The organism is Nodosilinea sp. LEGE 07298 (assembly GCF_015207265.1).
In the GTDB taxonomy this organism is placed as follows: domain Bacteria; phylum Cyanobacteriota; class Cyanobacteriia; order Phormidesmidales; family Phormidesmidaceae; genus Nodosilinea.
This window is the reverse complement of record NZ_JADEXE010000065.1, coordinates 1-26,091: the sequence shown is the minus strand read 5'-3', so window position 1 is coordinate 26,091 and position 26,091 is coordinate 1. Positions and strand designations below refer to the sequence as shown.

At 56.1% G+C, this 26,091-nt stretch carries 21 protein-coding genes, 1 tRNA gene and 1 riboswitch; of the genes, 16 read left to right on the top strand and 6 right to left on the bottom strand.

Annotated features, from left to right (window positions below):
* The 4 genes from IQ273_RS11420 to IQ273_RS11405 form a co-directional block, all read left to right on the top strand.
* Positions 1-464: GNAT family N-acetyltransferase (locus IQ273_RS11420; RefSeq protein WP_194023293.1), on the top strand; the 464-nt coding region annotated here is incomplete at its 5' end.
* Between the two features lie 14 nt (positions 465-478).
* On the top strand, positions 479-1,837 hold the full coding sequence (locus tag IQ273_RS11415) for an N-acetylmuramoyl-L-alanine amidase (RefSeq protein WP_194023292.1): 1,359 nt from the start codon (positions 479-481) through the stop codon (positions 1,835-1,837).
* Between the two features lie 169 nt (positions 1,838-2,006).
* Positions 2,007-3,218, top strand: coding sequence for a SpoIID/LytB domain-containing protein (locus IQ273_RS11410; RefSeq protein ID WP_194023291.1), 1,212 nt, complete (start codon positions 2,007-2,009; stop codon positions 3,216-3,218).
* A 59-nt stretch (positions 3,219-3,277) separates the two neighbouring features.
* Positions 3,278-3,351: transfer RNA gene (locus tag IQ273_RS11405), tRNA-Val, on the top strand.
* Between the two features lie 444 nt (positions 3,352-3,795).
* On the opposite strand, the gene IQ273_RS11400 is transcribed toward IQ273_RS11405, so the two are convergent.
* The 3 genes from IQ273_RS11400 to IQ273_RS11390 form a co-directional block, all read right to left on the bottom strand.
* Entirely contained in the window at positions 3,796-4,176 is a 381-nt protein-coding gene (locus IQ273_RS11400) for a response regulator (RefSeq protein ID WP_194023290.1), read from the bottom strand.
* A gap of 123 nt (positions 4,177-4,299) precedes the next feature.
* Positions 4,300-6,765: a PAS domain-containing protein gene (locus IQ273_RS11395; protein WP_194023289.1), complete on the bottom strand. Its 2,466-nt coding sequence runs from the start codon at positions 6,763-6,765 to the stop codon at positions 4,300-4,302.
* Positions 6,766-7,062: 297 nt separating this feature from the next.
* On the bottom strand, positions 7,063-7,476 hold the full coding sequence (locus IQ273_RS11390) for a hypothetical protein (RefSeq protein ID WP_194023288.1): 414 nt from the start codon (positions 7,474-7,476) through the stop codon (positions 7,063-7,065).
* A 278-nt stretch (positions 7,477-7,754) separates the two neighbouring features.
* Here IQ273_RS11390 and IQ273_RS11385 point away from each other — a divergent pair, with 278 nt between their 5' ends.
* Together IQ273_RS11385 and thiC are read left to right on the top strand one after the other, a co-directional pair.
* Positions 7,755-8,312 (top strand): DUF305 domain-containing protein, encoded by a 558-nt coding sequence (locus IQ273_RS11385; RefSeq protein ID WP_194023287.1) that lies wholly within the window; start codon positions 7,755-7,757, stop codon positions 8,310-8,312.
* A gap of 48 nt (positions 8,313-8,360) precedes the next feature.
* Positions 8,361-8,457, top strand: a riboswitch (TPP riboswitch).
* Positions 8,458-8,627: 170 nt separating this feature from the next.
* Complete coding sequence (thiC, locus tag IQ273_RS11380) at positions 8,628-10,016, top strand: phosphomethylpyrimidine synthase (protein ID WP_194023286.1); 1,389 nt, start codon at positions 8,628-8,630, stop codon at positions 10,014-10,016.
* A gap of 93 nt (positions 10,017-10,109) precedes the next feature.
* Here thiC and IQ273_RS11375 read toward each other — a convergent pair whose 3' ends face one another.
* The gene (locus IQ273_RS11375) at positions 10,110-10,871 is read right to left on the bottom strand and encodes a DUF1997 domain-containing protein (RefSeq protein WP_313898085.1); all 762 of its coding nucleotides are present in this window, start codon (positions 10,869-10,871) and stop codon (positions 10,110-10,112) included.
* A 212-nt stretch (positions 10,872-11,083) separates the two neighbouring features.
* On the opposite strand from IQ273_RS11375, the gene IQ273_RS11370 reads away from it, so the two are divergent.
* The 3 genes from IQ273_RS11370 (at position 11,084) to IQ273_RS11360 (ending at position 12,429) form a co-directional block, all read left to right on the top strand.
* A complete protein-coding gene (locus tag IQ273_RS11370) occupies positions 11,084-11,773 on the top strand; it encodes an SDR family oxidoreductase (RefSeq protein WP_194023285.1) in 690 nt (229 codons plus the stop codon).
* A 78-nt stretch (positions 11,774-11,851) separates the two neighbouring features.
* Entirely contained in the window at positions 11,852-12,112 is a 261-nt protein-coding gene (locus IQ273_RS11365; protein ID WP_194023284.1) for an AbrB/MazE/SpoVT family DNA-binding domain-containing protein, read from the top strand.
* Entirely contained in the window at positions 12,100-12,429 is a 330-nt protein-coding gene (locus tag IQ273_RS11360; RefSeq protein WP_194023283.1) for a type II toxin-antitoxin system PemK/MazF family toxin, read from the top strand. Before IQ273_RS11365 ends, IQ273_RS11360 begins: the two co-directional genes overlap by 13 nt.
* 152 nt (positions 12,430-12,581) lie before the next feature.
* Here the strand turns inward: IQ273_RS11360 and IQ273_RS11355 are convergent, their stop codons facing one another.
* Positions 12,582-13,373 carry a phospholipase D-like domain-containing protein gene (locus IQ273_RS11355; protein ID WP_194023282.1) on the bottom strand — a complete coding sequence of 264 codons (792 nt, stop codon included), beginning with the start codon at positions 13,371-13,373 and terminating at the stop codon, positions 12,582-12,584.
* Between the two features lie 324 nt (positions 13,374-13,697).
* Positions 13,698-16,190, bottom strand: coding sequence for a phosphoenolpyruvate synthase (ppsA, locus tag IQ273_RS11350; RefSeq protein ID WP_194023281.1), 2,493 nt, complete (start codon positions 16,188-16,190; stop codon positions 13,698-13,700).
* Positions 16,191-16,602: 412 nt separating this feature from the next.
* Here ppsA and IQ273_RS11345 point away from each other — a divergent pair, with 412 nt between their 5' ends.
* The 7 genes from IQ273_RS11345 to IQ273_RS11315 form a co-directional block, all read left to right on the top strand.
* Positions 16,603-17,358, top strand: coding sequence for an ABC transporter permease (locus IQ273_RS11345; protein ID WP_228052831.1), 756 nt, complete (start codon positions 16,603-16,605; stop codon positions 17,356-17,358).
* A 58-nt stretch (positions 17,359-17,416) separates the two neighbouring features.
* Positions 17,417-18,037 (top strand): glutathione S-transferase family protein, encoded by a 621-nt coding sequence (locus IQ273_RS11340; protein ID WP_194023280.1) that lies wholly within the window; start codon positions 17,417-17,419, stop codon positions 18,035-18,037.
* A 157-nt stretch (positions 18,038-18,194) separates the two neighbouring features.
* Positions 18,195-20,063 carry an ABC transporter ATP-binding protein gene (locus IQ273_RS11335; RefSeq protein ID WP_194023279.1) on the top strand — a complete coding sequence of 623 codons (1,869 nt, stop codon included), beginning with the start codon at positions 18,195-18,197 and terminating at the stop codon, positions 20,061-20,063.
* A 141-nt stretch (positions 20,064-20,204) separates the two neighbouring features.
* Positions 20,205-21,197, top strand: a complete 993-nt coding sequence (locus IQ273_RS11330; protein WP_194023278.1) for an AraC family transcriptional regulator — start codon at positions 20,205-20,207, stop codon at positions 21,195-21,197.
* Positions 21,198-21,433: 236 nt separating this feature from the next.
* On the top strand, positions 21,434-24,013 hold the full coding sequence (locus tag IQ273_RS11325) for a TonB-dependent receptor domain-containing protein (RefSeq protein WP_228052827.1): 2,580 nt from the start codon (positions 21,434-21,436) through the stop codon (positions 24,011-24,013).
* Positions 24,014-24,256: 243 nt separating this feature from the next.
* The gene (locus IQ273_RS11320; RefSeq protein ID WP_194023277.1) at positions 24,257-25,234 is read left to right on the top strand and encodes an ABC transporter substrate-binding protein; all 978 of its coding nucleotides are present in this window, start codon (positions 24,257-24,259) and stop codon (positions 25,232-25,234) included.
* Between the two features lie 158 nt (positions 25,235-25,392).
* The coding region (locus tag IQ273_RS11315; protein WP_194023276.1) for an AraC family transcriptional regulator at positions 25,393-26,091 on the top strand (699 nt) is incomplete at its 3' end.

The window sequence follows — 26,091 nt, the reverse complement described above, 5'->3', positions numbered from 1 at the left end:
CCCTAGTGGCGTTGATCAAGGCCCTGGCCGACTACGAAAAATTGGCCCACGAAGTCACCGGCAGCCCCGACGAGTTGGCTGCCGCCCTGTTTGGCCCCCGTCCCTATGCCGAAGCGGTGCTGGCCTGGGTCGATGACCAGCCGGTGGGCATGGCCCTGTTTTTCCACAACTTCTCCACCTTTTTAATGAAGCCGGGAATTTATCTAGAAGACCTGTTTGTGCAGCCCGACTACCGGGGTCAGGGCATTGGCAAAGCCCTGCTGATCTACCTCGGCCAGCTCGCCCTGGAGCGAGGCTGTGGCCGCCTTGAATGGAGCGTGCTCGACTGGAATGCCCCCGCGATCGCGTTTTACCAGAGCATGGGGGCTGAAATTAAGCCCGAGTGGCAGACCTGCCGGGTGACGGGAGAGGCGTTGGAAGCGTTTTCCTCATTTCACAGGTATGATTCTGCCCAGAGCGTCTAAGAATTCGGTTCAATATGGCACAGATTTTCATCTCGGCGGGGCACGGGGGCTTTGAGAATGGAATAGTGGATCCTGGTGCTGTGCTGCCCGGCACGACCGAGGCGGCGGAGATGATTCAGATTCGCGACCTGGTGGTGGCTGAGCTTAGGTCGCGCGGGTTTGCCGTACTGGCTGTGCCCGATGACCTCAGCGCCACCCAAACCCTGGCCTGGATTAACGCTCGCTGCCGTCCTGAAGATGTGGCGTTAGAAATTCATGCCGGAGCCTTTACCGACCCAGCGGTGCGGGGGGCGGCGGTGTTTTACATTGCCAAAAACGAAGTGCGTCGCACCCACGCCGAGCTAATGCTGCTAGCCCTGATTCGGCGGGTGCCTTCGCTGCCCAGCCGGGGCGTTAAGCCCGATACCGAGTCGCCAACGGGGATACTGCCCTTCTGTCGCAACCTGGGCTGCCCCTCGCTGCTAATGGAGGTGGGCTACCTGAGCAACCCGCAAGATTTGGCCATTATTCAGCGGCAGCGGCGCGACGTGGCCCTGGGCATTGCCGACGGATTGGCCTCCTGGAGCCGGGCGGTGGGTAGCGATATCCCGACTACGCCGGGGGGAAACCTGCCTGAGTTTAGAATTAACCTCAACGGCGGCATTTATCCAGAAACCGGCGTCATTGTAAACAATAATGCCTACATTCCCATCGACATCGCCGATTTGCTGGGAGTAGATGCCACCACCTCCCCCAACATCACCCGAATTCGCTACGCCAATGTGGTCTACATCAAGGCGGTAGACCTGCAAAACTACAACATATCGGTGGGGTGGGATGCCGCCACGCGCACGCTGCGGCTGCGATCGCGCACAGGCGTTCAGTTTTGCCCCGGCGCGATCGATCGGATCATGGGCATCGGCAGCACCTCAGAAACTCAGCTGAAATTGTTTCTCCAAAACGTCAACCCCGCTGCTGCCAATACCTACAGCGACCTACCAAAGATCTACCGCGAAGAGGCGGCGATCGAAGGGGTTAACCACGACATTGCCTTTTGCCAAATGCTGGTCGAAACTAACTCCCTCAACTTTGGCGGCAGCCTCAATCCGGCCCGAAACAATTTTGGCGGCATTGGGTCGCCTACCGGTGGCCTAGAGGGAGCGTCGTTTCCGAGTGCGCGGGTGGGAGTGCGAGCCCAAATTCAGCACCTCAAGGCCTACGCCAGCCTCGACCCGCTGGTGCAGCGCCAGGTCGACCCACGCTTTCAGTTTGTGGTGCGAGGCATAGCGCCTCTGGTGAGTCAGCTCAGCGGGCGCTGGAGCGCCGACCTCGAATATGGGGCCAAAATTATGGCCTTTCTGCGGCGGCTCTACGACTCTATTTTGCCGCCCTAGCCATGCCGTGGGACCACTTTGATAGCTGTCCGCAGGTCGGCAACCTGCGAGCGGCAGCGCAGTCATAGGTCAATATTGGATCCTATCGATCCGAGAGTGGACATCGGTGATACCGTAAAAGGCGCTATCCGATGCCCGCAAGTCGTTCACCTAAGTTCCTCATCCACCGATGACTCTACTTCGCCAACCTCTTGTCTTTGGGCTGCTGGTCAGCCGCGCCCTTGTGTTTCTCAAGCACGGCCTCAGCCTCTCGGTCGTGTGGTGGCTGCTAGCGTTGCCAGCCCTGGCAGTCGAAATGCGGGTCGCTGTGGGCGATCGCCTTAATCAGGCCGTCGTTGGCAGCTCTACCCCAGCGGTGATTAAAAATGGCGCAGGTCAGGGGGTGGGCCAAATTCCCCAGGGGCGATCGATCACCATTACGCCCTCGGGGGGCGGACTACAGCTGGCCGACTGGCAGGGGCAGGCCTTTTGGGTAGAGCCTACCGGCGGCGGCTACATTTTTATTAATGACAAGTGGTACCGGGGTCGGGTGCTGGTGGTGCCCACCGACGGCAAAGTAACGGCAGTAAACTGGGTGGATATCGAAGCCTACCTCTACGGCGTCGTCGGCAGTGAAATGCCCGCTAGTTGGCCCCAGGAGGCGCTTAAGTCTCAGGCAGTAGCCGCTCGCTCTTATGCAATGTATCGGCGCGATCGCACCCAGAACGATCTATTTGATGTGGGAGGCACCACCGCGCACCAGGTCTACAAGGGGCTAGCCGCTGAAACCCCCTCCGTACAGGCGGCCGTAAATGCCACCCAGGGCCAGGTGCTCACCTACGGGGGCCGCGTCATTGAGGCTGTCTTCCACTCCGCCTCGGGGGGGCACACCGAAAATTCTGAAGATATTTGGCAGCGGGCCAGTCCCTACCTGCGCGGCGTGGCCGACTTCGACCAAGATGCCCCCGTATTTCGATGGTCTGAGACCTTTTCGGCTCAGCAAATCGAGCAGCGGATTACCGGCATTGGTCGCCTGCAGTCGGTCGCTACCGAACGCGCTACGCCCCGTGGTCGCATTGTTTCAGTTCGACTCCAGGGCAGCCAGGGCAGCCGCACCCTCACCGGTACTGAACTGCGCCAGGCTCTGGGCCTACGCAGCACGCTGTGCTCGATTAGCGTGGCGGGCAATACCATTCGCGTTGACGGGCGCGGCTACGGCCACGGCCTGGGCATGAGCCAATGGGGCGCACGCGGGCTCGCGACCCGAGGCCACAATTACCAGCAGATTTTGGCCCACTACTACCAGGGCACGGCTCTGTCTAACATACGGGTGGCCCAGCTAGAGAAGCAGGATATCCCAGTGCTGCCGTCCCCCCAGGTGCTTAAGCCCGCTCTGGAGTAGCAAGGTGGGGCAGGAGGTTGCGATCGCGCTGCCTAGTATGCTAACTTCTATGTCTGCCCGGACGTATAGCTCAGTTGGTTAGAGCACCACGTTGACATCGTGGGGGTCACTGGTTCGAGTCCAGTTACGTCCATCCCCTGAAAAGCCTACGTTTTAAGGCATCTTATAGAAAGAGATATTGGTTTCGGTGCAACTCAGCACGACCTTAACGGTTGAAGTGTCGCTGCTGGTGTAATCGGGGAGCGGGGCGTCCATAGCGAAGCTGGCCCTGAAAGATCAGATCTACCCCTCGTTCCAAACGCTCCACAACCAACAGATTGTCGAGGGTGATGCCTTCTACAAAGCCGCCAGGATTGCTGCAGGATTGCGGATCGAGAGGCCATCTACTTTCCCGATGCCTTTTCTAAGAACAGATTGTATAGCTGTAGCCAATCGGATTAGGACGTCTGTCAGACGAGCGTTCAAACGTTTGAACGTTTTCAGGATTGATTGATGTCCTAACCGAGGTGACTCTGGCTATACCGCCAACCCGCCAACGCATCGTCAATAGGATGTAAGCAATTATGAGCCCCCGCAATTAAGCGCTCCACCCTAGTGTTTGAGATATATGCTGAGAAAGCGTGAGGGGATTAAAGGGCTTGTTAATAACGCCTGCAAACCCCATTTGGCGAAGCCTTTCAGCTGAGAGCCAGTTGGCTCTTGATGAAATTAGCAAAATCGGAACAAAATATTTAGTCGAGTAAAACTTTAGCTCTTCAATGAAGAGTAGCGCATCTATTTCTGGGGTAGAGGTGTCTATTAAAATAACATCAGGGCGCTGCTGCTCACATAGATTGATCCCTTCTTTTATGGAACTCGCGAGCACTATTATCCAGCCGCCAAGATCACGTAGACAGGCCTCTAAAACTTCTCTAATGCAAGCCTCGTGCTCAATCACTAGAACCAATCTGGCTACCATTGCTGCCTCAGTTTATGAAATCAATAGGAAAATTGAAGGGCTTTCTACAGGATGTCTCAGAGCCCAGGCCGTAGTAGCAAGAGAAGCTAAATCTCCGTGGATGCGGTAATTTTCTCTCACGTTTTACCTCTCATTACATCCCAGCGGTACCGTAAAGAAAAACGTGCTGCCCTGGCCCAAACAACTCTCTACCCAAATGCTGCCGCCGTGCTGCTCTACAATGTTTTTGCAGATTGATAACCCTAGCCCGGTGCCGCCCCGCCGCCGTGAGTCAGAGGCATCGACCTGCTGAAACTGCTCGAAGATGGTCTCTAGCTTGTCGGCGGGAATACCGCGACCGTGATCTTGAACGGTGAACAGCACCGAGAGATCAGATGATTCAGCATTTGACCTCTCGGTGCTGGCGTTCATGCAAATCGTTCCACCCTGCGACGAAAACTTGACCGCATTGCTCAACAGATTGGTAAGCACCTGAATAATGCCATCGGGGGCAGCCCACAGGGTGGCGGTGAGGGGGGTGAGGGCGAGGGTAATGCCCGACTGATCGGCCAGGGGCTGCACGGCGTCGATCGCCTGATAGAGCAGGGTTGCCACCTGGCAATGTTCTTTCTCAAGCTGTACTTTGCCCGACTCAAGGCGCTCAAAGCTGAGAATGTTATCGACCAATCGCACCAATCGATCGCTGTTTCTGATGGCTACCTGCAGCATATTTCTAGCTTTTTCGGGCCGGGCATCGTAGATCCCAGAATCTAAGAGCACCAGAGAACCGTTAATGGAGGTGATTGGCGTACGCAGTTCGTGGCTGACAATTGAGACAAACTCATCTTTCATGCACTCGACTTTAAGCTGTTCGCGGATGTCTTGAACATGCTCAATACAATAGAGAGGCGTACCATCGATATCGTGTACAAAGGAGGTATTTATCAGTACAGGAATCGCAGCACCCTGTTTAGAAATGTAGCGTTTCTTAATTTCTAAATTTGACAGTTCACCCTCTAGTATTTGAGGCCAGCCCTGCCAGTTTTGGTTTAGATCGCCAGGGTGGGTAATGTCTTGGAAGCATAATTCCAGCAGCTCTTTCTGGCTATAACCCAGCAGGTTGCAGAGGTATTGGTTGACTTTTAAAAACTCCCCTATGGGTGAAATGAGGGCAATGCCAATGGGGGCATCGTCAAAGGCGCTGCGAAACAACTCCTCGCTATTGCGAAGCGCAGTTTCGGCCTGCTTAAGGCTGGTGATATCTACCATAACTCCATCCCAGACCGTGCTGCCATCCTCCATACGGCGGGGCACAGCTACTGTCGTCAGCCACTGCATCTTCTCGGCCACGTTGCGCACTCGGATCTGCGTTTCCAACAGCGATAGGGCTTTGAGAGATTGCTGCATCAACTGATCGCACATCAATCGGTCTTCTTCAATTAAGGAGTCCCACAGCAGGCTAGGATTTTGGATCACGGCCTCTGGCGTGAGGCCAGTAATCCGCTCGATTCCTGCACTGATGTAGCTGTAGTAAAAGCCGCGATCGGGGCTGTGCACGAGCTGATAGATAAAGCCCCTGGGAAGGTTATCGCCAATAGCTCGCAGTTTAGCTTCTTGATCGCGCAAGGTAGCTTCAACCTGCTTGCGATGGGTAATATCGTCGGCTAGCCCTACCACTCGCAACGGATTGCCGTTTTCATCCTTGACAATTAACGATTCTGACTCAACCCAGCGAACGTCGCCATTGGCGGTCAAAATGCGATATTCTATGCGCTTTTGCTGCCCCGTCAGCAACTGGTTAAACGTCTCCGAAACGTAGTCCAGATCGTCAGGATAAATTCGTTTTAGCCAGGATTTAGGATCTTGATAGAGGCTTTCGCAGGAGTAGCCCCACAGTCTTTCGTAGGCCAGACTGATGTAGAGATACTCTCCGCTGCGTAATGAGACAACGTAGGACACCTGGTTGAGGGTTTGAGCCATCTCCTGAAATCGGGTTTCACTCTCCTGCAGGGCCAGCTCAGCCTGTTTACGATCGCTGATATCCAGCGCGGTGCCAAATAATTTGACAATCTGCTGAGAGTCATTGGCTTTTGCTTGCCCCCTGCTGAGCAGGTAGCGCGTGGTGCCATCGGGGCGACAGATGCGATGTTCAACTTCGTAGGGGGAACCGTCTGCGATCGCCTGATCGATCGCAACGGCTAGTCTTTCCCGATCGCCATCGGGGATAGCGGCCATGACCTGATCGAAGGACAGTTGAGGGTGGGCCGAATTAAGCCCAAAGATCCGGAATAGTTCTTCCGACCAGGTAATGCTTTGCGTCACCAAGTCTAATTCCCAGCTGCCGAGCTGGGCAATTTGCTGAGTCTGGAGCAGGTTGGCTTCACTCTGGCGCAGGGCATCTTCAGTCTGCTGGTGGATCTGCTTGAGGTGAGCGAAGCGTTGGTCAATTAGGGCTGTGGCTACCCTAGCCAGCGCGATCGCACTGCCCAGCAGCAGCACACCGGTCGCTAGCGAACCCGGTGAAGATCCCAAGTGTTGCGTTAAAGCAAGTACCCCGAGAGCCAGAGGCACCACCGGCAAAAGGACTACCCCGCCCAGGGGTAGATTCACTAATGTGCTTCTGAAAGACCCCAGCGGGCTAGATGCCATGAATATGATTTAGGTGAAAGAATACCTGCGGTGCAGAGCGGGCAGGTGAAATCCCGCACTCCATGGGTTTTTCTTATTTTGTCGTAAGTGAGTTGGTCAATTCAAATGTAGGATGGGTTAGCGATAGCGTAACCCATGCGGGCGTTGGGTTTCGTGCCTCAACCCAACCTACATCGACTTATATTTAATCACGCTTGCCTACTTAGCTCTGTTTTTCAGGGAATGTCTTTGGTGTGCTGGTTCTGACCTGGAAACCCTCTAGGGGCAACTCAAATCGGCATTCATCTGGGAGCGAGCGCCTTCCAAAACGGTCACCTGCTCTGACACAGAGTCCATTGCCTGCTGTAGCGTAGCCGTCTCAGGAATGCTCTGAATGGCACCATCGAGATCCTGGTAGGCCGTTTCCAAATCAGCCACCTTGGCGGCCTGAACGTTTTGAGCTGTCAGCTTGACCTGGTCAAAGTTGGCTTTGACCTCACCACGGGCTGCTCTAAAGTCGCTAACTGTAGAGCTGGGGCTCATACTGGTCAGCGTGGCGACAGAAGTATTCAACCGAGCCAGATCGGTGCAGAGCTGAGCCCGCTGATCTGCCACCGACGGAGAAGTCTGGCTACCACAGGCGGCCAGCAGCATGACCGGTAAAGCAACAAAGGAGAGGTGAGCTATTTTCATGATCAACACCTATTAAGAATTCAAAAAGCTGATTAAAGAGATGCATTTTAATGCAATCGAACTTTAGAATAGAAAACTATGAAGGTGATATGAACTAAATGAGATGGTTCTGCGTTGGATCGGTTGTGACTTAGAGCGACAGGTCTCAGTTTTCATTCCTGCGGTCGATGCTGGCCTTGGTCGCAAGATCTACCATGACAAACGCAGTTCAGATCGAGCGTGAAGTCAGGTTTATTTTTATTTGGCTTGACGGCCGGTCTTCTCACCAAGGAGAAGTCATGAGTCAGAAGCAGCAAATGATGGGCATGAGTTGGGGGCACTTCGCAGCGACAATCGCGGCTTCAACCCTGATCATGTTCTTTCTCATGTATCAGCTGGTTTACACGATCGATCACGCTATATTCAGCGTGAACCGTCTGACCGCGTCTTTGGTGATGGGGTGCGTCATGACCGTTGTGATGCTCATTTCTATGTGGTCGATGTTCAAGGGCAGGCTCACTAAGGTTGCGGTGCTTGCGGTGGCTGCGCTCGCAGGAATCATTCTGCTCTCGGTGAATAGGAGTCAATCGGTTATCAGTGATGTTACGTTCATGCAATCGATGATTCCTCACCACTCCATCGCCATTAACAACTCACGTAAAGCGAGTATCAGCGATCCACGCGTTCGCCAGCTAGCGGATGAGATCATTGAATCTCAGGTCCGGGAGATCGAAGAGATGAAGCTGCTGATTGAGGATATCGAGCGCAATGGCGAGCAAGGTACAACTGCACTCCAGCCGCGCTCTACAGAAATCACACCGGAGATGGAAGCCGAAATTAGGAGTGTGGTTCAGTAACCCTGGGTGTGAACTGTACCCTACCTCACCAGAAAATGCGGTATCATGCAGCCAAGCTAGGGGTGTCCGATCGCATCGGACTGAGATCATACCCTCAGAACCTGACCTGGTTGATACCAGCGGAGGAAAGCGTTGCTTGCGGTAACCAGCCGAAACGACGAGTAGATTGGCGTTCTGGATCTATTTCCAGAGCATTAGGTGAAGATTCAGCCGACTGCTGGGCTTTGCCTGCGATCGCTCCACAAGTCTAGGCCTTACCCATCCAAACCCGCCCCGGTTCAGGCAAGACCTCTAGCGCCACACCAGAGGTAAACCATGAGAACTGAATGGATTGCTAAGCGCCAGGGCCACGCCAACGTTTCGCAAATGCACTACGCCCGTCAGGGTGTGATCACCGAAGAAATGGCCCACGTGGCCAAGCGGGAGAACCTGCCTAAGGATCTGATTCGCGATGAGGTGGCGCGGGGCCGCATGATTATCCCCGCCAACATTAATCACCCGAATCTAGAGCCGATGGCGATCGGCATCGCGTCGAAGTGCAAGGTGAATGCCAACATTGGCGCATCGCCCAACTCGTCGGACATCACCGAAGAAGTCGCCAAGCTGCACCTGGCGGTGAAGTACGGGGCCGACACCCTGATGGATCTATCAACGGGGGGCGGTGATCTCGACGCTATTCGCACCGCCATCATCAACGCCTCGACGATTCCCATCGGCACCGTGCCCGTTTACCAGGCGCTGGAGAGCGTCCACGGCAATATCGAAAACCTCACCGCCAATGACTTTCTGCACATCATCGAGAAGCACGCCCAGCAGGGGGTCGACTACCAGACTATCCACGCCGGGATTTTGATTGAGCATTTGCCTTTGGTGCGCGATCGCATTACCGGCATTGTCTCTCGCGGCGGCGGCATTCTGGCCCGCTGGATGCTGCACCACCACAAGCAAAACCCCCTCTACACCCACTTCAACGACATCATCGAAATCTTCAAGCGCTACGACGTCAGCTTTAGCCTGGGCGACTCCCTGCGCCCCGGCTGCCTGCACGACGCCACCGATGCTGCCCAGCTGGCCGAACTCAAAACCCTGGGCCAGCTCACCCGCCAGGCCTGGGAGCACGACGTGCAGGTCATGGTCGAAGGCCCCGGCCACGTGCCCATGGATCAAATCGACTACAACGTCAAAAAGCAAATGGAAGAATGCGCCGAAGCGCCCTTCTACGTGCTAGGGCCGCTGGTGACAGATATTGCCGCTGGCTACGACCACATCAGCTCGGCCATTGGCGCGGCGCTGGCGGGCTGGAGCGGGGCGGCCATGCTCTGCTACGTGACGCCAAAGGAGCATTTGGGTTTGCCCAATGCTGAAGACGTGCGGGCGGGGCTAATCGCCTACAAGATTGCGGCCCACGCCGCCGATATTGCTCGGCATCGGCCTGGGGCACGCGATCGCGATGATGCCATGTCTCACGCCCGCTACAACTTCGACTGGAACAAGCAGTTCGAGCTGTCGCTAGACCCCGAGCGCGCCAAAGAGTACCACGATGAAACCTTACCCGCCGACATCTACAAAACTGCCGAGTTTTGCTCGATGTGTGGCCCCAAGTTCTGCCCCATGCAGACCAAGGTGGATGCCGACGCCCTAACAGAGTTGGAGAAGTTCTTAGCCCACGAGGACGCTAAGAAAGAAATTGCTCAGCCTGTTTAAGCCATCTAGCCCAAATACCCGAACGTAGGGCTAAGGGCTTTCACCCTTAGCCCCATCCCATCTGGTGCGGCTCAGGTCTAGTGCGACTCAGGCCTAGTGCGACTCAGGCCCCGATCGCTTGCCCCAGTTTGACCAAAAGTGGTGGCCCCGATAGCTCTCAGGCAGCGGCAGGTTGTGACTATGGTGAAAGTCGTCTTGCACCTTGCGAGTCAGCCGCTTAGACACCTGGCGCACCACCTGGTTGAGCAGGCGATCGCCCGAAGACTTTAGCAGCGATCGCGGCACCGAATTTAGCATACGCGGCATGTGAATTTTAACCGCCAGGCTGAGATCCCAATCTACCTGGGTGAGCACTGTAGCGGGGGGCACGGCTTCAGGCGACTCTTGCAGCCGCATTACAGCATGAAAGTCGATGTCATAGCCCGGCGGTACGTAACCCGGCACAGACATAGTATCAATACGGTACACCTGGTGATCGAGGGGCGACAGGTAAAGCCCTACCTTAGGCTCTACTTCGTAGCCCAGCATCGAAAAGTGGCCCACCACCAGCGCGTAGCCGTGATCAGAAATGGACTCTACCTGCATGGGCTGAGCGCAGCGGGTAAACCAGCCCCGATGACTGTTTAGGTAGCGCCCTACCGTGTCAATATCGGCGGTCATGTCCATTTTGCCAGCGTAGTACCCCTCCAACAGCAGAACGCTCTCAGTCGAAGGTATGAGGGCTGGCTCACCTGCGATCGCCTCTAGGGGCAAGGTGTTGGCTGTCCCATTTTCTACTACCCCAGCGTCTTCGGTCGCTGAAATCAGCGGCAGGGCGTTGGCATTTTGAGTAGACGGCGTGGATTCCAGAGTCACTGTGCAACCACTTGCTTAAACAACATTGAGACAGGGTAATTGCGCCAAAGCTTTCACCCATCGTAAGGCTTTAGTATCTCAAGTGTGCCCTTCAGAACTGTTAAGACCATCACGATTTCATCTAACAAATCCTAGAACTGGCCCTAGGACTGGTTTCTTTTTCAGCGGCTATTCCGTAAAATCAGGCCAGTTACCAGTAGGGAGACGGCGCGGTGAAAGCATTTGTTGCAGGGGCCACCGGGGCAACTGGCTCCAGAATTGTGAAGCAGCTTGTCAATCGCGGCGTGCCGGTGGTTGCTTTTGTCCGCGACGCTGCGGTGGCCCGCCCCCAGTTGCCGATCGAAGTCACGCTGGTAGAAGGCGATGTGACCGACAAAGACAGCATTCGCAAAGCGATCGCCCTAGAGGGCCGATCTTCGACCAGCGGCGGCTGCACCGTTTTGATCTCCGCTACGGGTGCACGCCCTGGCTTTGACCCTACCGCCCCCTACCAGGTCGACTTTGAGGGCACCAAAAACCTGGTAGATGTGGCTAAAGAAACCGGCATCGAGCACTTTGTCATGGTGTCGTCGCTGTGCGTTTCCCGCTTTTTTCACCCCCTCAACCTGTTCTTTCTGATTCTCTACTGGAAACATCAGGCCGAGGCCTACCTACAGGCTAGCGGCCTCACCTACACCATCGTGCGCCCCGGCGGCCTCAAAGACGACGACTTCGATAGCCGATCGCTGATTATGGCCCCAGCCGATACCCTGTTTGAGGGCAGCGTGTCGCGCGAGAAGGTCGCCCAAACCTGCGTTGAGGCGCTGTACTTACCCCAGTCGCGCAACAAAATTGTGGAGATTGTGGCCCAGGAGAATGCCAACCCCCAGCCCTACGAGGCGCTGTTTGCCGGGGTGGCTTAGCTGTACCAGGCAATTATCTGTTGACGCTGTTCGCCTACGGTATCTACAATGTAATTACTTCGCATTGGGCCACCACCTATGGGTACTGCCATCCGAACGCGTATCGTCAAAATTGGCAACTCCCAGGGTATTCGCATTCCTAAGCTGCTGCTAGAGCAAAGTGGCCTGACCACCGATGTAGAAGTGGAAGTTGAGGGCGACCACCTAGTCATTCGTACCGCGCCCCAGCAGCGGATTGGGTGGGATGTAGCCTTTGCCGCCATGGCCGAGAATCATGACGATGGTTTGCTAGACGACACCAGCACCACCGCCTGGGACGATGCTGAATGGGAGTGGTAGCCGAACGCTTCGATGTTTTTTTAGTCAACCTCGACCCGACTGTGGGTAGCGAAATCAAGAAGAGCCGCCCCTGCGTCATTATTTCTCCTAACGAGATGAATCGCCACATTGCAACGGTGATCGTTGCGCCCATGACGACTAAAGGAAAGCAATACCCTACTCGGGTAGCTTGCCAGTTTGAGGGCAAGCGTGGGCAAATTGTACTCGACCAAATTCGCACCGTCGATAAAGCTCGGCTGGTGAAGCATTTGGGGCAGATTACCGCAGAGGAGCAGCGGCTAGTGCTGGCAACGCTGGCAGAAATGTTTGCGGAGTGAAGGAGCGATCGCCCAAGATGCCTTGTCTACTAACGGTGAAACACAGCGGCGGCAAATAACTTTAAACTCAACAGCAGCAGCTTTCGTCCGTCCACTGCGGTGAAGTATTAGCCTGCAATTTTCACCATGAAAGCAATCGAGCTTACTAAAATTTACTGATTCATCCCTTGTAATTTAAGCCTCATAAATTCTTGGGAAAATTGTCTTGCTTTATGGTATCCAGTTGAAACCTCTATGGTTTCGCCATTATATCTTGCGGCCTTAGTCCAGTTATAAGAGCCATGAATGACAACTCTAAAATCTATAATGCAAAATTTATGATGCATTCTATTCATTGATCGAGGCCCCAAAGGAGGCAATCTATAAACTTCAAATTGGCTGTATTCTAAGCCAGAATTATTATTAATTTCGTCCGCATTTATTATGATCTGAACATTCAACCCTTGAACTTTCTTGGCCAACAAACTTTCAAATAAAATAGGATCAGTAAACCATGCCACTGCTATCCAGATTGTAAAATCAGCCTTTTCAATTTCATTCAGAATCTGTTCACGAATTTTTTCAAAATAAGCTTTTCCGGCAGTGACATCATTTTCGCCTGAATCACCTTGAATTAGCTTATTTGCTATCTCTACGATCTCACTAGCTTGTACTTTGGTAGAATGATATCCGTCTGATAGAGTCTGTTGGTATTCTGCTAAAGCTATCAACACATTGCCCACCACATGATCAGATTCTTTGTCAAAAAAAGAGCGTAGACGATTTGCTTTAGAAGTTCCATAGTCGTCGTATTTTCCTTCTTCATAAATATCAATCTTGGTAATAGAGCCTATGAATTTCTGCAAACTGGCATTAGAGAAATCCAGGATGTAACCTTTGTTAGTAGCAGGCGGGGTCAAAAAATCTTCTATTCTTATTCCATCAACAAAGGAGATTACTGCCATTTTTTACTTGCCAATTTCTTTGAATTATATTAATAGTAGAAGCTGAGTATCATTAAAGAGATAATACCAAAACATTATGAAGCCGAGCATTTTAATGAGCTAAAACCATGAATTCGACCTAATTATTCCCCCATGGGTAATTAGGTCGAAAAAATTAGTAAAACGCTCCCTTGGCTAGAGGCTGCGATCACGCAACCCTCCCCACCACCCCATCTTTCGCTATACGCTTGACGGGGAGCAATCACACCAGTCTGCTTGAATAGCTCAGTCATAAACCCTTAGGCTCATACCCCAGAGTTCTCAAAGAACCCTGGGGTAAAGTCTTTAGCCCATCTGCTGTTCCATATCAGCGATCTCCAGGCGGGTTTTGATCACGGTGTCAGGGTTGAGGCTGATTGAATCAATCCCCTGCTCTACCAGGAAGCGGGCAAACTCGGGGTAGTCGCTTGGCCCCTGGCCGCAGATGCCGATTTTGCGGTTATTCTCCCGAGCGGTTTGAATCGCCATTTTCACCATCCGCTTAACTCCAGGGCTGCGCTCGTCGAACAGGTGGGCCACCAGGGCCGAGTCGCGATCGATCCCCAGGGTGAGCTGGGTGAGGTCATTCGAGCCAATCGAGAACCCATCAAACACCTGGCTAAACTCATCGGCCAAAATCACATTGTTGGGTAGCTCGCACATGACATAGACTTGCAGCCCGTTTTCGCCCCGCACCAGGCCGTGTTTGGCCATCTCTTCGAGCACTCGACGGCCTTCGTCGGGGGTACGGCAGAAGGGCACCATCAAAATTACGTTGGTGAGGCCCATGTCGTCGCGCACCAACTTGAGGGCCTGACACTCTAGGGCAAAGCCGTCGCGGTAGCGTTCGTCGTAGTAGCGAGAGGCCCCTCGCCAGCCGATCATGGGGTTTTCTTCGTCGGGCTCGAAGGTGCTGCCGCCCAGCAGGTGAGCATACTCGTTGCTCTTAAAATCTGAAAGCCGAACAACGACGGGTTTGGGATAAAAAGCGGCGGCCAGGGTGCCTACTCCGTGGGCGAGTTTTTCGATAAAGTACTGGGGCTTGTGCTCGTAGAGGGCCGTGAGCTTTTGAATTTGGCGCTTTTCGGCCCCGTCGGGCAGCTGGTCAAAGTTGAGCAAGGCTAGCGGGTGCACCTGAATATGGTTGGCAATGATGAACTCAAGCCGGGCCAGGCCAACACCGTCGCTGGGCAGGGCGGCGAGGGTAAAGGCCAGCTCGGGGTTGCCCACATTCATCATGATTTTGGTGCGGGTTTCGGGCAGGCTGTCGAGCTGAGTGGTTTCGACCCTAAAGGGCAGCTCGCCCTGATAGATCAAGCCCTCTTCGCCCCCGGCACAGGTAACGGTGACGGGTTCTCCAGTGGTGAGCAGCTGGGTGGCGTTGTCGCAACCGACGATCGCAGGAATGCCCAACTCCCGCGCAATGATGGCGGCATGACAGGTGCGCCCGCCCTGGTCAGTCACGATCGCGCTGGCCTGCTTCATAATCGGCTCCCAGTCGGGGTCGGTGCGGGCGGTAACGAGCACTTCCCCAGGCCGAAACTGGTCAATTTGGTGGACGTCGAGAATCACGCAGGCGCATCCCTGGCCGATTAGATCGCCCACGGCGCGTCCTTTCGCCACGGGTTCGACCCCGTCGGGTACCTCTAAAATGTACGATCGCAGCTCGGTCTGAGACTTTTGCGACTGCACCGTTTCGGGCCGAGCCTGGACGATAAACAGCTCGCCTGTGAGGCCGTCTTTGGCCCACTCAATATCCATTGGGCTGTAGGAGCCGCGCAGCTGGGTGTAGTGATCTTCAATGGTGCAGGCCCAGTGGGCGAGCTGCAAAATATCGTCGTCTTCGATCGCAAAGCGGGCTTGGTCACTCAGGGGCACGGGCTCGTTTTTGGTCAGCTCGGTTCCCGTAGTGTCGTAGACCATGCGCAGCGACTTGGTGCCCAAGCGCTTGCTGAGAATGGGCTTGTGGCCCGATTTGAGCGTTGGTTTGAAGACGACATACTCATCGGGGTTGACGCTGCCCTGCACCACGTTTTCGCCCAAGCCGTAGGCGGCGGTAATCAGCACGGCATTTTGAAAGCCGGTTTCGGTGTCGATCGAGAACATGACGCCGGAGGTAGCCAGGTCCGAGCGCACCATGCGCTGAATGCAGACCGAAAGGGCGACTTCGAAGTGGTCGAAGTTTTTGGTGGTGCGGTAGGAAATGGCGCGATCGGTAAACAGCGAGGCGTAGCATTTTTTGCAGGCAATCAGCACCGCCTGGTCGCCGTAGACGTTGAGGTAGGTTTCTTGCTGACCCGCAAAGCTGGCGTCGGGCAAATCTTCGGCAGTGGCGCTCGATCGCACGGCTACATCTACCTCGGTGTAGGCGTGGTCGGCCAGGCAAGATTCATCGTCAAAACAGAGGTTCTGGCCCGCTGTTTCGCACATGTGGTGGTAGGCATCGAGAATGGCGGCCTTGAGGTCGTCGGGAAAGGTAGCATTGAGAATCAGCGATCGCGCCTTTCTACCCCGCCGCCTCAGCTCGGTGACATCGCTGATGTCAAAGCCGCCCAGCACCTGGCGCAGCTGCGCATCGAGGCCAGTTTTTTCAATAAAGGAGCGGTAGGCATAGGAGGTGGTGGCAAACCCCGAGGGCACCCGCACGCCCTGGGGCGTGAGCTGCTGAATCATTTCGCCCAGGGAGGCGTTTTTGCCGCCCACAAGCGGCACATCCTCTAGCCGCAGCTGATCGAGCCAGAGCACCAGCTCCTGTTCTCGCTGTACCGAAGACTGCTGAACCATAGATGTAGCTACCATGTCGCCACCTCATACAAGTACTGATAAAGCGGGTCTGCCACTAACCGTAGACCCTGCTCAAAGAAACGTTTACTAGCTTGAGCAAGGGCTTGAAAAAGGGCCAGAGCCGGGTGGTTCTTTCGAAAAAGCCTTTCTTTAGAACACACCGCGATCGCCAACGCACCGCCTAACTCCATGCTAGAAATCTGAAGATCAGCCCACAAGCTTGTCTAACTTTTCGTGTCTTTAACGCAATGGATATATACAGTTGCCGCTTCTATACCCTGCGATCGCTTTCTTTGCGGATAGTCAGGGCGTAAGCTAGTAACAGGCTATTAAGAAACATTGCAGGAGCCGCCCCTTGACTAACATTCTCTCTCGCCCCCAGCAGCAGCAGGTTGCCTCACTGCCCCTGCGCACTCTTTGGGCCGACATGCTGACGGTGTTTTGGGGCGACTGGCTCGACTTGCGCGTACGCATTCCCCAAGTGGCGGCCTCGGGGCTGGTCTCGCCTCTAATCTACATTCTGGCTTTTGGTCTGGGCTTGGGCAGCGCCATTGACCAGGTGACGGCCCCCCCGGCGGGCGACAACTACCTGGAGTTTATTTTGCCGGGTATGGTGGCGCTGTCGTCGATGGTGATTAGCTTTGGCGGCACCACGTTCTCAATTTGCGGCGATCGCCTCTTCACCAAAACCTTTGAAGAAATGCTGCTCTACCCGGTGCACCCTTTGGCCCTGCACCTGGGCAAAATGCTGGCGGGCATCGTGCGGGGAATGATGACGGCGAGTTCGGTCATTTTGGTGGCCATTCTGTTTACGGGGCGGTTTTGGAGCTTTATTAACCCGCTATTTTTGCTGTTGGTTGTGCTCAACTGCGCCGTGTTTGCTGGCCTGGGTGTGATCGTTGGGCTCAATGTCAAGTCGCTAGAGAGCGTGGGCCTATTCAACAATTTTTTGATCGTGCCGATGTCATTTTTGGGCGGCACCTTCTTTGACCCCAGCACGCTGCCCGTAGCCCTCAAGGCGATTGTTTACCTACTGCCGCTGACCTACACTACTATTGGTTTGCGGGCGGCGGCTTACCAGCCTTTGGCCGAGTTCCCGTGGTTTACGATCCCCATTTTGGTGGTAGTGGCAGCGGTTTTGGCTGCGATCGGGGCGCGCCAGTTTTCAACTCAGCAAGATTAATGGTTACCGCCCCCTGAGCGGAGTCGAAGGGGGCGTAAGAGAAGGATGAAAGTGAGCTATGTACCGACTCTACGACTATCAACCCTCAGGCAATGGCTACAAGGCTAGACTGCTGCTCTCTCAGCTTTCTATCCCCTTTGAATACGTTGAGCTAGACATTCTCAAGGGCGAAACCCGTACCCCCGATTTTTTAACCAAAAACCCCAACGGACGGATTCCGCTCCTAGAGCTTGAAACCGGTCACTATCTGGCTGAATCTAACGCCATATTGTTTTATTTGGCCCAGGAAACGGCGTTCTGGCCAGAGACCAAACTGGCTCAGACCCAGGTGTTGAGCTGGCTGTTTTTCGAGCAGTACAGCCACGAACCCAATATCGCCTCACCTCGGTTTTGGCTCTGCCATTTGCCCAAACTCAATACCTATCAAGAAACCGCTTTGCCCTACAAACAAGAGCAGGGCTACCAAGCCCTAGCGGTAATGGATCAGCATTTGGCCGACCATCAATACTTTGTTGAAGAGCAGTACACGATCGCAGATATAGCTCTCTATGCCTACACCCACGTGGCCGATGAGGGCGGCTTTGATCTAGCGCGCTTTCCCCACATTCAGCGATGGCTGCAAGACGTAGCGAGTCAGCCCAACCACGTTCCGATTACGCAGACCCATTTCCCTGGGTAGGTAATTCCATAAGGGTTAACAGGACTGTCTCGTTCACGACGGTGCTCAGCCAAGTTCAACAATTCCCGCTGGGAGTCAAAATAGTCCGTTTAGGAATCCTTTTCGGGCCAGCTAGTCGGTAAGCTGTGGGCTGGAGTCTTGGCGAGGTGGGCTCGCTATGGGGGCAGCGACACAGGGGTATCAAACGATTTTGGCGACCTATCTGAAACCGCAGCGGGGGCGGTTTTGGGGGCTGGCGATCGCTCTGCTGGGGGGAATTGGCCTACAGCTGCTGAACCCTCAGATTTTGCGCTACTTCATCGATACGGCGATCGCAGGTGGGCAGCAGCAATCGCTGGTGCTGGCGGCGGGGGCGTTTATGGCGATCGCAATTTTGCAGCAGGGGTTGGCGATCGCCACCACCTACTTCAGCGAAACCATCGCCTGGAGCGCCACCAACGCTCTGCGGCTCGATCTGGCTCGCCACACCCTCCACCTCGACCTGGCCTTTCATAAAGCCCACACCCCCGGCGAACTGGTGGAGCGAGTCGATGGCGATGTCGATGCCCTGTCGCGTTTTTTCTCGCAGTTTGTGTTGCAGGTGGTGGGCAACGGTCTGCTGGTCCTGGGCGTTCTGATTATTCTTTGGTTTGAAGACTGGCGGGCCGGGCTGAGCCTGGGCCTGTTTGCTCTGGTAGCCTTTGGCGTGCTGGGCAGCCTGCAAACCCTGGCCATTGGCCCCTGGGGCACCTACCGCCAGATCAGCGCCGAGTTTTACGGGTTTGTGGCCGAGCACCTCAGCGGCCTCGAAGACATCCGCGCCAACGGGGCCGTCGGCTACGTAATGGACAGGTTTTACAAAATTCTGCGGCGGTGGCTGGAGGCCTTTCACCAGGCCCGCTTTACCAGCACCCTGCTGTGGGGCAGCACGGTGGGATTGTTTACGCTGGGCAATGCGATCGCCCTCGCGATCGGCGCTTACCTCTGGAGCCAAGCCGCCATTACCATCGGCACCGTCTACCTGCTGTTCTACTACGCCACCCTGCTGCAAGACCCAATCGAGCGCATCCGCGAAGAGCTAGAGCAGCTCCAGCAGGCCCAGGCCAGCATCCAGCGCATTCAGGATTTACTGGGAAATCAGCCCCAAGTTACCCCTGGGGGTCAGGCCGTTCTACCCTCCGGAGCGCTGTCGGTGGAGTTTGACGACGTGTGGTTTGGGTATGGGGAGGAGGGTACAAGGTTTAAGGTCAACGGTTCACGGGAAGAAGGGGTACAAGGTTTAGGGTTTACGGTGCGAGGGGAAGAGGATTCTGCCACCACCTTAAACCGTGAACCTCATACCTTAAACCACGAACCTCATACCCTCCAATCCCTCACCCTCCACCTCCCCGCCGGGCAAACTCTCGGCCTGCTGGGCCGCACGGGCAGCGGCAAGAGCACCCTGGCGCGGTTGCTGCTGCGGCTGTACGACATTCAGCGGGGGCAGATTCGTTTGGGAGGGGTAAATATTGCCCAGGTGTCGCTGCGGGAGCTGCCGCACCACGTGGGGTTCGTGACCCAGGATGTGCAGCTGTTTCAAACCAGCGTGCGAAACAATCTGACGTTTTTTAATGGGCACATTGGCGATCGCGCCATTCTGCAAACCCTGGAAGAACTGGGTCTGATGCCCTGGCTGGAAGCACTGCCCGCCGGACTCGATACAGAACTCGGGACCGATAGCGGCGGATTGTCGGCGGGGCAGGCGCAGCTGCTGGCCTTTGCGCGAGTATTCCTCAAAGATCCGGGGCTGGTGGTGCTGGATGAGGCGTCGTCGCGGCTCGACCCGCTGACGGAGCAGCTGATTGAGCGGGCGGTGGATCGGCTGCTGGAAAACCGGACGGGCATTATTATTGCTCACCGGCTGAAGACCGTGGAGCGAGCTGACCAGATTTTGATTTTGGAGCGGGGTCAGGCGGTGGAGTACGGCGATCGCGTGGCTCTAGCCCAAAATTCCCAGTCGCGGTTCGCCCGCCTTCTGCGGGCCGGAGTAGTAGCCGATCGAGTTTAAGACAAGGCAACTGAGGGAGCAGGTGGGGGCAGTACCCGACTATGCCCAAAAGCCGTCTAGAAACCAGCACTAATTCTGATACATTTGAGAACTACTCTCATTAAAATCTGCGGCAAGACATTCCCTTCCTGCCTCTGCGCTATGGCTATTACCCTCTCCAGTACCGACTACGACGAACTCTGGCAAGCTGCCAACCCCCACCAGGGAAGGCGCGATCGCGAAAATTTGACCGAAACGCGAGAGATCGTGCCGCCCCGGCTGGGGCAGGGCTATGTGCAGCAAATTCAGCTGCGGGGCATTTACCTGTCGCTGTTCGACTATCATCTCCATGAGGATGTGTGCCTGATCACAGCGGCAGCAGACGTATCAGACAGCTACGAGGTGGGCTTTAACCTCTCTGGCAACCGCAGCGGCAAACGCACGGGGGAAAACTTTTTGGAATGGGGCACGCGCCCCGTTGAACCACCCCGGCGGCAACTGGACTATGCCAATGACCCCATCCTCAAAGTCGATTTGCACCTTGATCCTAACTACGAGATTGGGCAACTGCTGGCCCAGGGCATCGCTAATCTGTCTCAATGGTGCGATCAGGCCGATGCAGGGAGTGCCCCCTGGCTAAGTGATATCAATGTGATTACCCCAGCCATGCGGCTCGTGCTAGAACAACTCTGGCGCTGCCCGTTTCAAGGCCAAATCCGGCGCATTTTTTTAGAGGCCAAATGCCTGGAGCTGATCGCCCTAAAGCTAGAGCAGTTAAGCACAGAATCGCCTCAGATCAGCGATCCTAGACCTCTCAGCGCCGACGATCGCGATCGCATCTACGCCGCCCAAAAAATCCTCATCGACCAGCTGGACGATCCACCTACCCTGCTGGAATTGGCCCGCCAGGTCAACCTCAACGACTACAAGCTCAAGGTGGGCTTTAAGCAGGTATTTGGCACCACCGTATTTGGCTACCTGCACCAGCACCGCATGGAGACCGCCCGACACCTGCTCCACAGCCGCCGCTTAAACGTGAAAGAAGTTGCCCAGGCTGTGGGCTACGCCAACCAAAGCCGGTTCGCCGCCGCCTTTCGCAAGCAGTTTGGCGTTAACCCAAAGGCGTATGGCGGGGGGAAGGACGGTTGGCGGTGAACGGTTGGCGGTAAACGGTTGGCGGTTTGCGGTAAACGGTTTACCTCGCACCGTATACCGTTCACCTTGCACCGTATACCGTTCCCGTTCCCCAAAACGATCCGCCTGAGGCCCAAAACGATCCGTTAGGGAGCGATCGCGCCTCCCCCTTTACCGATATCTTCTTGAGAATAGTTCCTAGCAAATGATTGACGGACTGGTCATTTGCTGCATTTTGGTACGAGGAGAGACGGGTAATGGGTTCACGACAGAAGCAGCGACAGGATCAGCGGGCGCTGGTGAGGTTGATGGCGGGTGGTGCGATCGCGCTGCCGTTTTGGGCTAATGGGGCGATCGCAGAGAGTCTGCTCCCCAGCGAATTGCCGCTAGCGGCAGGCTTGGAGATGGCCCAGCAAGGGGAAGCACCGATTCAAATTACGGGGGTGCGGCTTGAGTCTACAGACGCTGGGGTCGAGGTGGTGTTAGAGACGGCGGCGGGAGAGTTGGCTGCGCCGACCACCACTACCACCGGGAATGCACTGCTGGTTGAAATTCCCAATGCGGTGCTGCAACTGCCCGGTGGGGAGGCCTTTGAGCAATTTGGCCCGGCGACAGGTATTGCCCTGGTCAGCGTCACTGCCCTGCCCGATAACCGGGTGCAGGTGGCGATTACGGGCACCGATGGGCCGCCTACAGTGGCAACCCGCGCCACGGCAGCGGGGCTGGCTCTGACCCTACAGCCTGGCGTGGCAGGCTCGACGGCAGCGACTGACGAGGGGCTACAGATCGTCGTCAGCGCAACGCGAACAGAAGAAGATCTTCAGGATGTACCGCGATCGGTAACAGTGCTCACCCGCGAGGACATCGAGCAGCAGTCGGCCCTGACCTCTGACTTTCGCGATATTTTAGGCAACCTGGTGCCGGGGTTTGGCCCGCCGCCTAGCGTGGCCACGCCCCGGTCAATTGTGCAAAACCTGCGGGGGCGCAGCACCACCATTCTGTTTAATGGCATTCCCCTAACCGGCAACTATGGGCTCGATCGCGAGCTACGCGCCCTCGACCCCAGCACCGTAGAGCGGGTTGAGGTAGTGCGCGGCCCCACGGCGGTATACGGCAGCCAGGCCACCGGGGGGGTGATCAATATCATCACCCGCGCCCCGGCCAATACCCCAATGCAGGTCACGATCGCCCCCGAGATCGACGGCAGTTTTCGCAACCTGGGCGATAGTTTTGGCCATGGTTTGCAGCTGGGCGTATCGGGCGACGACGGCGAGGTGGACTATGTGTTTTCGCTGCGGCGGCAGCAGACCGGAGCAGCCTTTGATGCCGAGGGCGATCGCATTCCTGAAACCAGCGGCGGCGGGGTGATTGATGCCACCTCCTATGCCTTTTTAGGCTCCATGGGCTACCGCTTTGCCACCGATCAAGAACTGCGACTGACCCTCAGCTTCTACGATGCTCGACAGGACACGGCATTTTTGTCTGACCCAGCGGTGAATCAGGAACCGGGGGTGCAAAAGGCCCGTCCCTTGGCGGTCAACCTGGGGCGAGAGGGCACCGATTTGGCGGGCGATCGCAGCCTCACCGCCGGACTGAGCTACAGCCACGACAATCTCTGGGGCAGCCGCCTTCAGGGCAATTTGTATTACCGCGACTACACCTCCATCGTCGGTTTTAGCGACTTTCGGGGCGGCTTCTTTGACGTGATTGGCCGCCAGCGAGCCACGGGCGACAAGTGGGGTGCTCAAGTGCAGGTCGAAACGCCCCTCTGGAATGCCGGTGCCGCCAGCCTGCTGTGGGGATTGGACTATGTGAATGAGAGCAACGTCGCCCCCTTCGAGATCTTTGACCCAGTGGCCTTTGACACCCGCAATACCCTGCAAAAGATAGGCGATCGCACCTTTGTGCCCCCCTACGGCCTAGAGCAATTGGGCCTGTTTGCCCAGGTGCAGTGGGATGTCAGCGATCGCTGGCGGCTGAGCGGGGGCCTGCGCCACGAGCGCATTGGTTTGCAGGTCAACGACTACACCACCTTCTTTGGCGATGCCATTACCGGCGGCAACCAAAACTTTGACGCCACGGTGTTTAACCTGGGTACCAGTTACGATCTCACCCCCGAACTTACCGCCTTTGCCAGCTTTGCCCAGGGCTTTTCGGTCCCCACCTTTGGCGGAGTGCTGCGCAACCCGCCCGCCGGGTTTGTCAATGTGGGCGATAGCCTGCGCCTGACCGAACCCGTGACGGTAAACAACTATGAAATTGGCCTGCGGGGCAACTGGCCTGGGGTGCAGACTTCCCTAGCGGCCTTCTACAACACCTCTGCCCTGGGCGAAGACTACAGCTTTGTCGGCGGCGTTTCCCAACTGGTGCGAGCCCCAGAGCGCATTTATGGCGTAGAAGCCACGGTGGATTGGCAGCTAGCTGATACCTGGAGCCTGGGGGGCACCCTGGGCTGGACAGAGGGGGAAAACGACGAAAGTGATACCGGCGATTATCTACCGATCTCGACTTTTCGCATTCAACCCCTGAAGCTCACCGCCTACCTGGAGAACGAAACCCTGCCCGGCTGGCGCAACCGGATTCAGGCGCTGTACTCGGGTAGCCGCGATCGCGCCTTTAGCCAGGGGGTAGATAGTGTCGGCATCACCGATTACTTTGTGGTCGATTTGGTTAGCCAGGTAGCGGTGGGGCCAGGCACCCTGCAAGTGGGGGTGCAAAACTTGTTTAACACCCAGTACTTTCCGGTGCAGTCTCAGTTTCTTGGCGGCTTTAACGAAACCTTTAACGCCGCCGGAGAGGGCCGCACTTTCCGCCTTGGCTACCGAGTTCAGTTTTAATACCGAATCCTATCAGGTTGAACCCGGTTTGTAGGGGCATTGCAGTGCAATGCCCCTACGAGATTCCTGTTTTGAACTGGGGATTTTCAATGCGAATTTCGTACAGTACTAAATCCGATTTTCTGGGTTGCCATTGACCACCAAAAGCCCGATTTCTATGGCGCTGTTGACTACCAATCTCGTGCATGCGCCACAGAAACCAGGTTTCGCCCTTGCCTTAGCAATTTCAGACCAACCATACCGATGCCAACTCAATCCTTCACCCGGCTCCCGTGCCGCCAACGGTTCCAGCGCGGCTTATTAACCCTAGCCACGGGGCTGTGGCTTACCGCCTGCCAGTCGCCCCCCGTAGGGGAGATGACCACCCCAGAGCTAGCCATTGCCCTGGCCGATGCCTCGGGGACAACAGTAACCCTGCCCCAGCCTGCCGATCGCATTGTCTGTCTGCACCTGAGCTGCATCGACATTCTGGCTGAGCTAGATCTCGTGCCCCTAGCCGTGGGCCATCCCCGGCTGGCGGACTGGGCCAAAAGCCCGGTCTATTTTGGCGAAGCGGCCTCGCAGATTGCGATTGTGGGTGGCCCAGAGCCCAACCTCGAAGCGCTGCTGGGCCTGCGCCCCGACCTGATCATCGGTTACCGGGGCCAAGTCGATGGCCTGCGCGAAACCCTGGCCCCGATCGCGCCCCTGTTTTTGCTGGAGGTGAGCAGTGCTGAGCAGGCGATCGCCAATCTGCAGCAGGTCGGCCAACTCACCGATCGCGCCGCCGCCGCTGAAGCCGCCGCCCAGACCTTCCGCGATCGCCTGGCGACCCACCAGGCCCAGGCTCAACCCGATCGCACGGTGCTGGTCACCAATGGTACCCAGGGCACCTTTTATGTCGCCACCCGCGAATCGCTGGTGGGTTCTACCCTGGCGGCACTGGTGGACTATCCCTGGTCTTTGGGCGATCGCGCTCCCAGCGCCATCAACTGGGCCGTGTTTTCCACCGAGCACATTTTGCAGGTTGATCCAGACGTGATTTTTGTGCTGGTGCCAGACTCCGAGCCCGCCCTGGCGGCAGCCCTGGCCCAAGATGCCGTTTGGGGCAACCTAACGGCGGTGAAAGCTGGGCAACTCTACGACCTGAGCGATGCCGAGGTGGGCGGGCTGACCACTGGCACGCGATCGCTCAGCCATCTTTTGGACGCGATTATGGCCCGCCTGACCCCTAATCCCTAGCCCCCTCTATTAGTATTGAGAATGATTGCCAATTAAGGGTAAGATTATCTAATCCTCTCCGACATCTAAATCCTTAGATGGTGGTTACCTAGGGCTGCTCAGTAGGAGTGCATCGCAACCGTTGGGCAGCCCTGTTTTATTATTCTCGGCTCACCGTTATGACCATTTCTTTGTCCCAGGCTGACTACACCGATTGGCTCGATGAGATCGCCCATGGCACTACAGCAGACGGCGCTACCGAGGTGAGGGCCTATCCTGCCGCTCTGGGGCAGGGGCAACAGCGCTACGTGCCGCTGCGGGAGGGTATCGAACTGCTAATCGAAGATGTTTGCTTCAAAGACGATTTGGCGGTAGCGCACTGCGATCGCACCCATCCGATCGAGTTTATCTTTGAGCAAGTGCAGACGGGTCGCAAAAGCAGCCAGCGCTACGATTTTTTTGGCAGCGGGTTGGCCCCAGCTGAACTCTGGTGTGTCCCTGGTCAGCGGCGGGTTGTGGCTGTCAATGTCCATATTGAGCCGTCTATATTTCAGCAGTGGATTGGAGGCTCTAGCGAAGACAGCTCGGTGTTAGATCTGTTGCGTCCCGATGATCAACGCTATTTTGAGCGCTCGGGCACTCCGACGGCGGCCATGCAGTTAGCGGTGCAGGCGATTTTGCACTGCCCATTTCAGGGGCTGACCCAGCGGCTCTACCTGGAGAGCAAAGTTTGGGAGCTGCTGGCGCTGCTGATCGAAGACCTGCGCACGGTTCCTCAGGAATGCAGTCTACCCGCCCTCAAGCCTGACGATATAGAGCGCATCCACTACGCCAGCAAGCTGCTGCGCCGCCAAATCACCCACCCACCAACGCTGATT

Bases quoted from the DNA above. Each gene is read 5' to 3' on its own strand.
- IQ273_RS11415 (WP_194023292.1), top strand. From the start codon at position 479: ATGGCACAGATTTTCATCTCGGCGGGGCACGGGGGCTTTGAGAATGGA.
- IQ273_RS11410 (WP_194023291.1), top strand. From the start codon at position 2,007: ATGACTCTACTTCGCCAACCTCTTGTCTTTGGGCTGCTGGTCAGCCGC.
- IQ273_RS11400 (WP_194023290.1), bottom strand. From the start codon at position 4,176: ATGGTAGCCAGATTGGTTCTAGTGATTGAGCACGAGGCTTGCATTAGA.
- IQ273_RS11390 (WP_194023288.1), bottom strand. From the start codon at position 7,476: ATGAAAATAGCTCACCTCTCCTTTGTTGCTTTACCGGTCATGCTGCTG.
- IQ273_RS11385 (WP_194023287.1), top strand. From the start codon at position 7,755: ATGAGTCAGAAGCAGCAAATGATGGGCATGAGTTGGGGGCACTTCGCA.
- thiC (WP_194023286.1), top strand. From the start codon at position 8,628: ATGAGAACTGAATGGATTGCTAAGCGCCAGGGCCACGCCAACGTTTCG.
- IQ273_RS11365 (WP_194023284.1), top strand. From the start codon at position 11,852: ATGGGTACTGCCATCCGAACGCGTATCGTCAAAATTGGCAACTCCCAG.
- IQ273_RS11360 (WP_194023283.1), top strand. From the start codon at position 12,100: ATGGGAGTGGTAGCCGAACGCTTCGATGTTTTTTTAGTCAACCTCGAC.
- IQ273_RS11355 (WP_194023282.1), bottom strand. From the start codon at position 13,373: ATGGCAGTAATCTCCTTTGTTGATGGAATAAGAATAGAAGATTTTTTG.
- ppsA (WP_194023281.1), bottom strand. From the start codon at position 16,190: ATGGTAGCTACATCTATGGTTCAGCAGTCTTCGGTACAGCGAGAACAG.
- IQ273_RS11345 (WP_228052831.1), top strand. From the start codon at position 16,603: ATGCTGACGGTGTTTTGGGGCGACTGGCTCGACTTGCGCGTACGCATT.
- IQ273_RS11340 (WP_194023280.1), top strand. From the start codon at position 17,417: ATGTACCGACTCTACGACTATCAACCCTCAGGCAATGGCTACAAGGCT.
- IQ273_RS11335 (WP_194023279.1), top strand. From the start codon at position 18,195: ATGGGGGCAGCGACACAGGGGTATCAAACGATTTTGGCGACCTATCTG.
- IQ273_RS11330 (WP_194023278.1), top strand. From the start codon at position 20,205: ATGGCTATTACCCTCTCCAGTACCGACTACGACGAACTCTGGCAAGCT.
- IQ273_RS11325 (WP_228052827.1), top strand. From the start codon at position 21,434: ATGGGTTCACGACAGAAGCAGCGACAGGATCAGCGGGCGCTGGTGAGG.
- IQ273_RS11320 (WP_194023277.1), top strand. From the start codon at position 24,257: ATGCCAACTCAATCCTTCACCCGGCTCCCGTGCCGCCAACGGTTCCAG.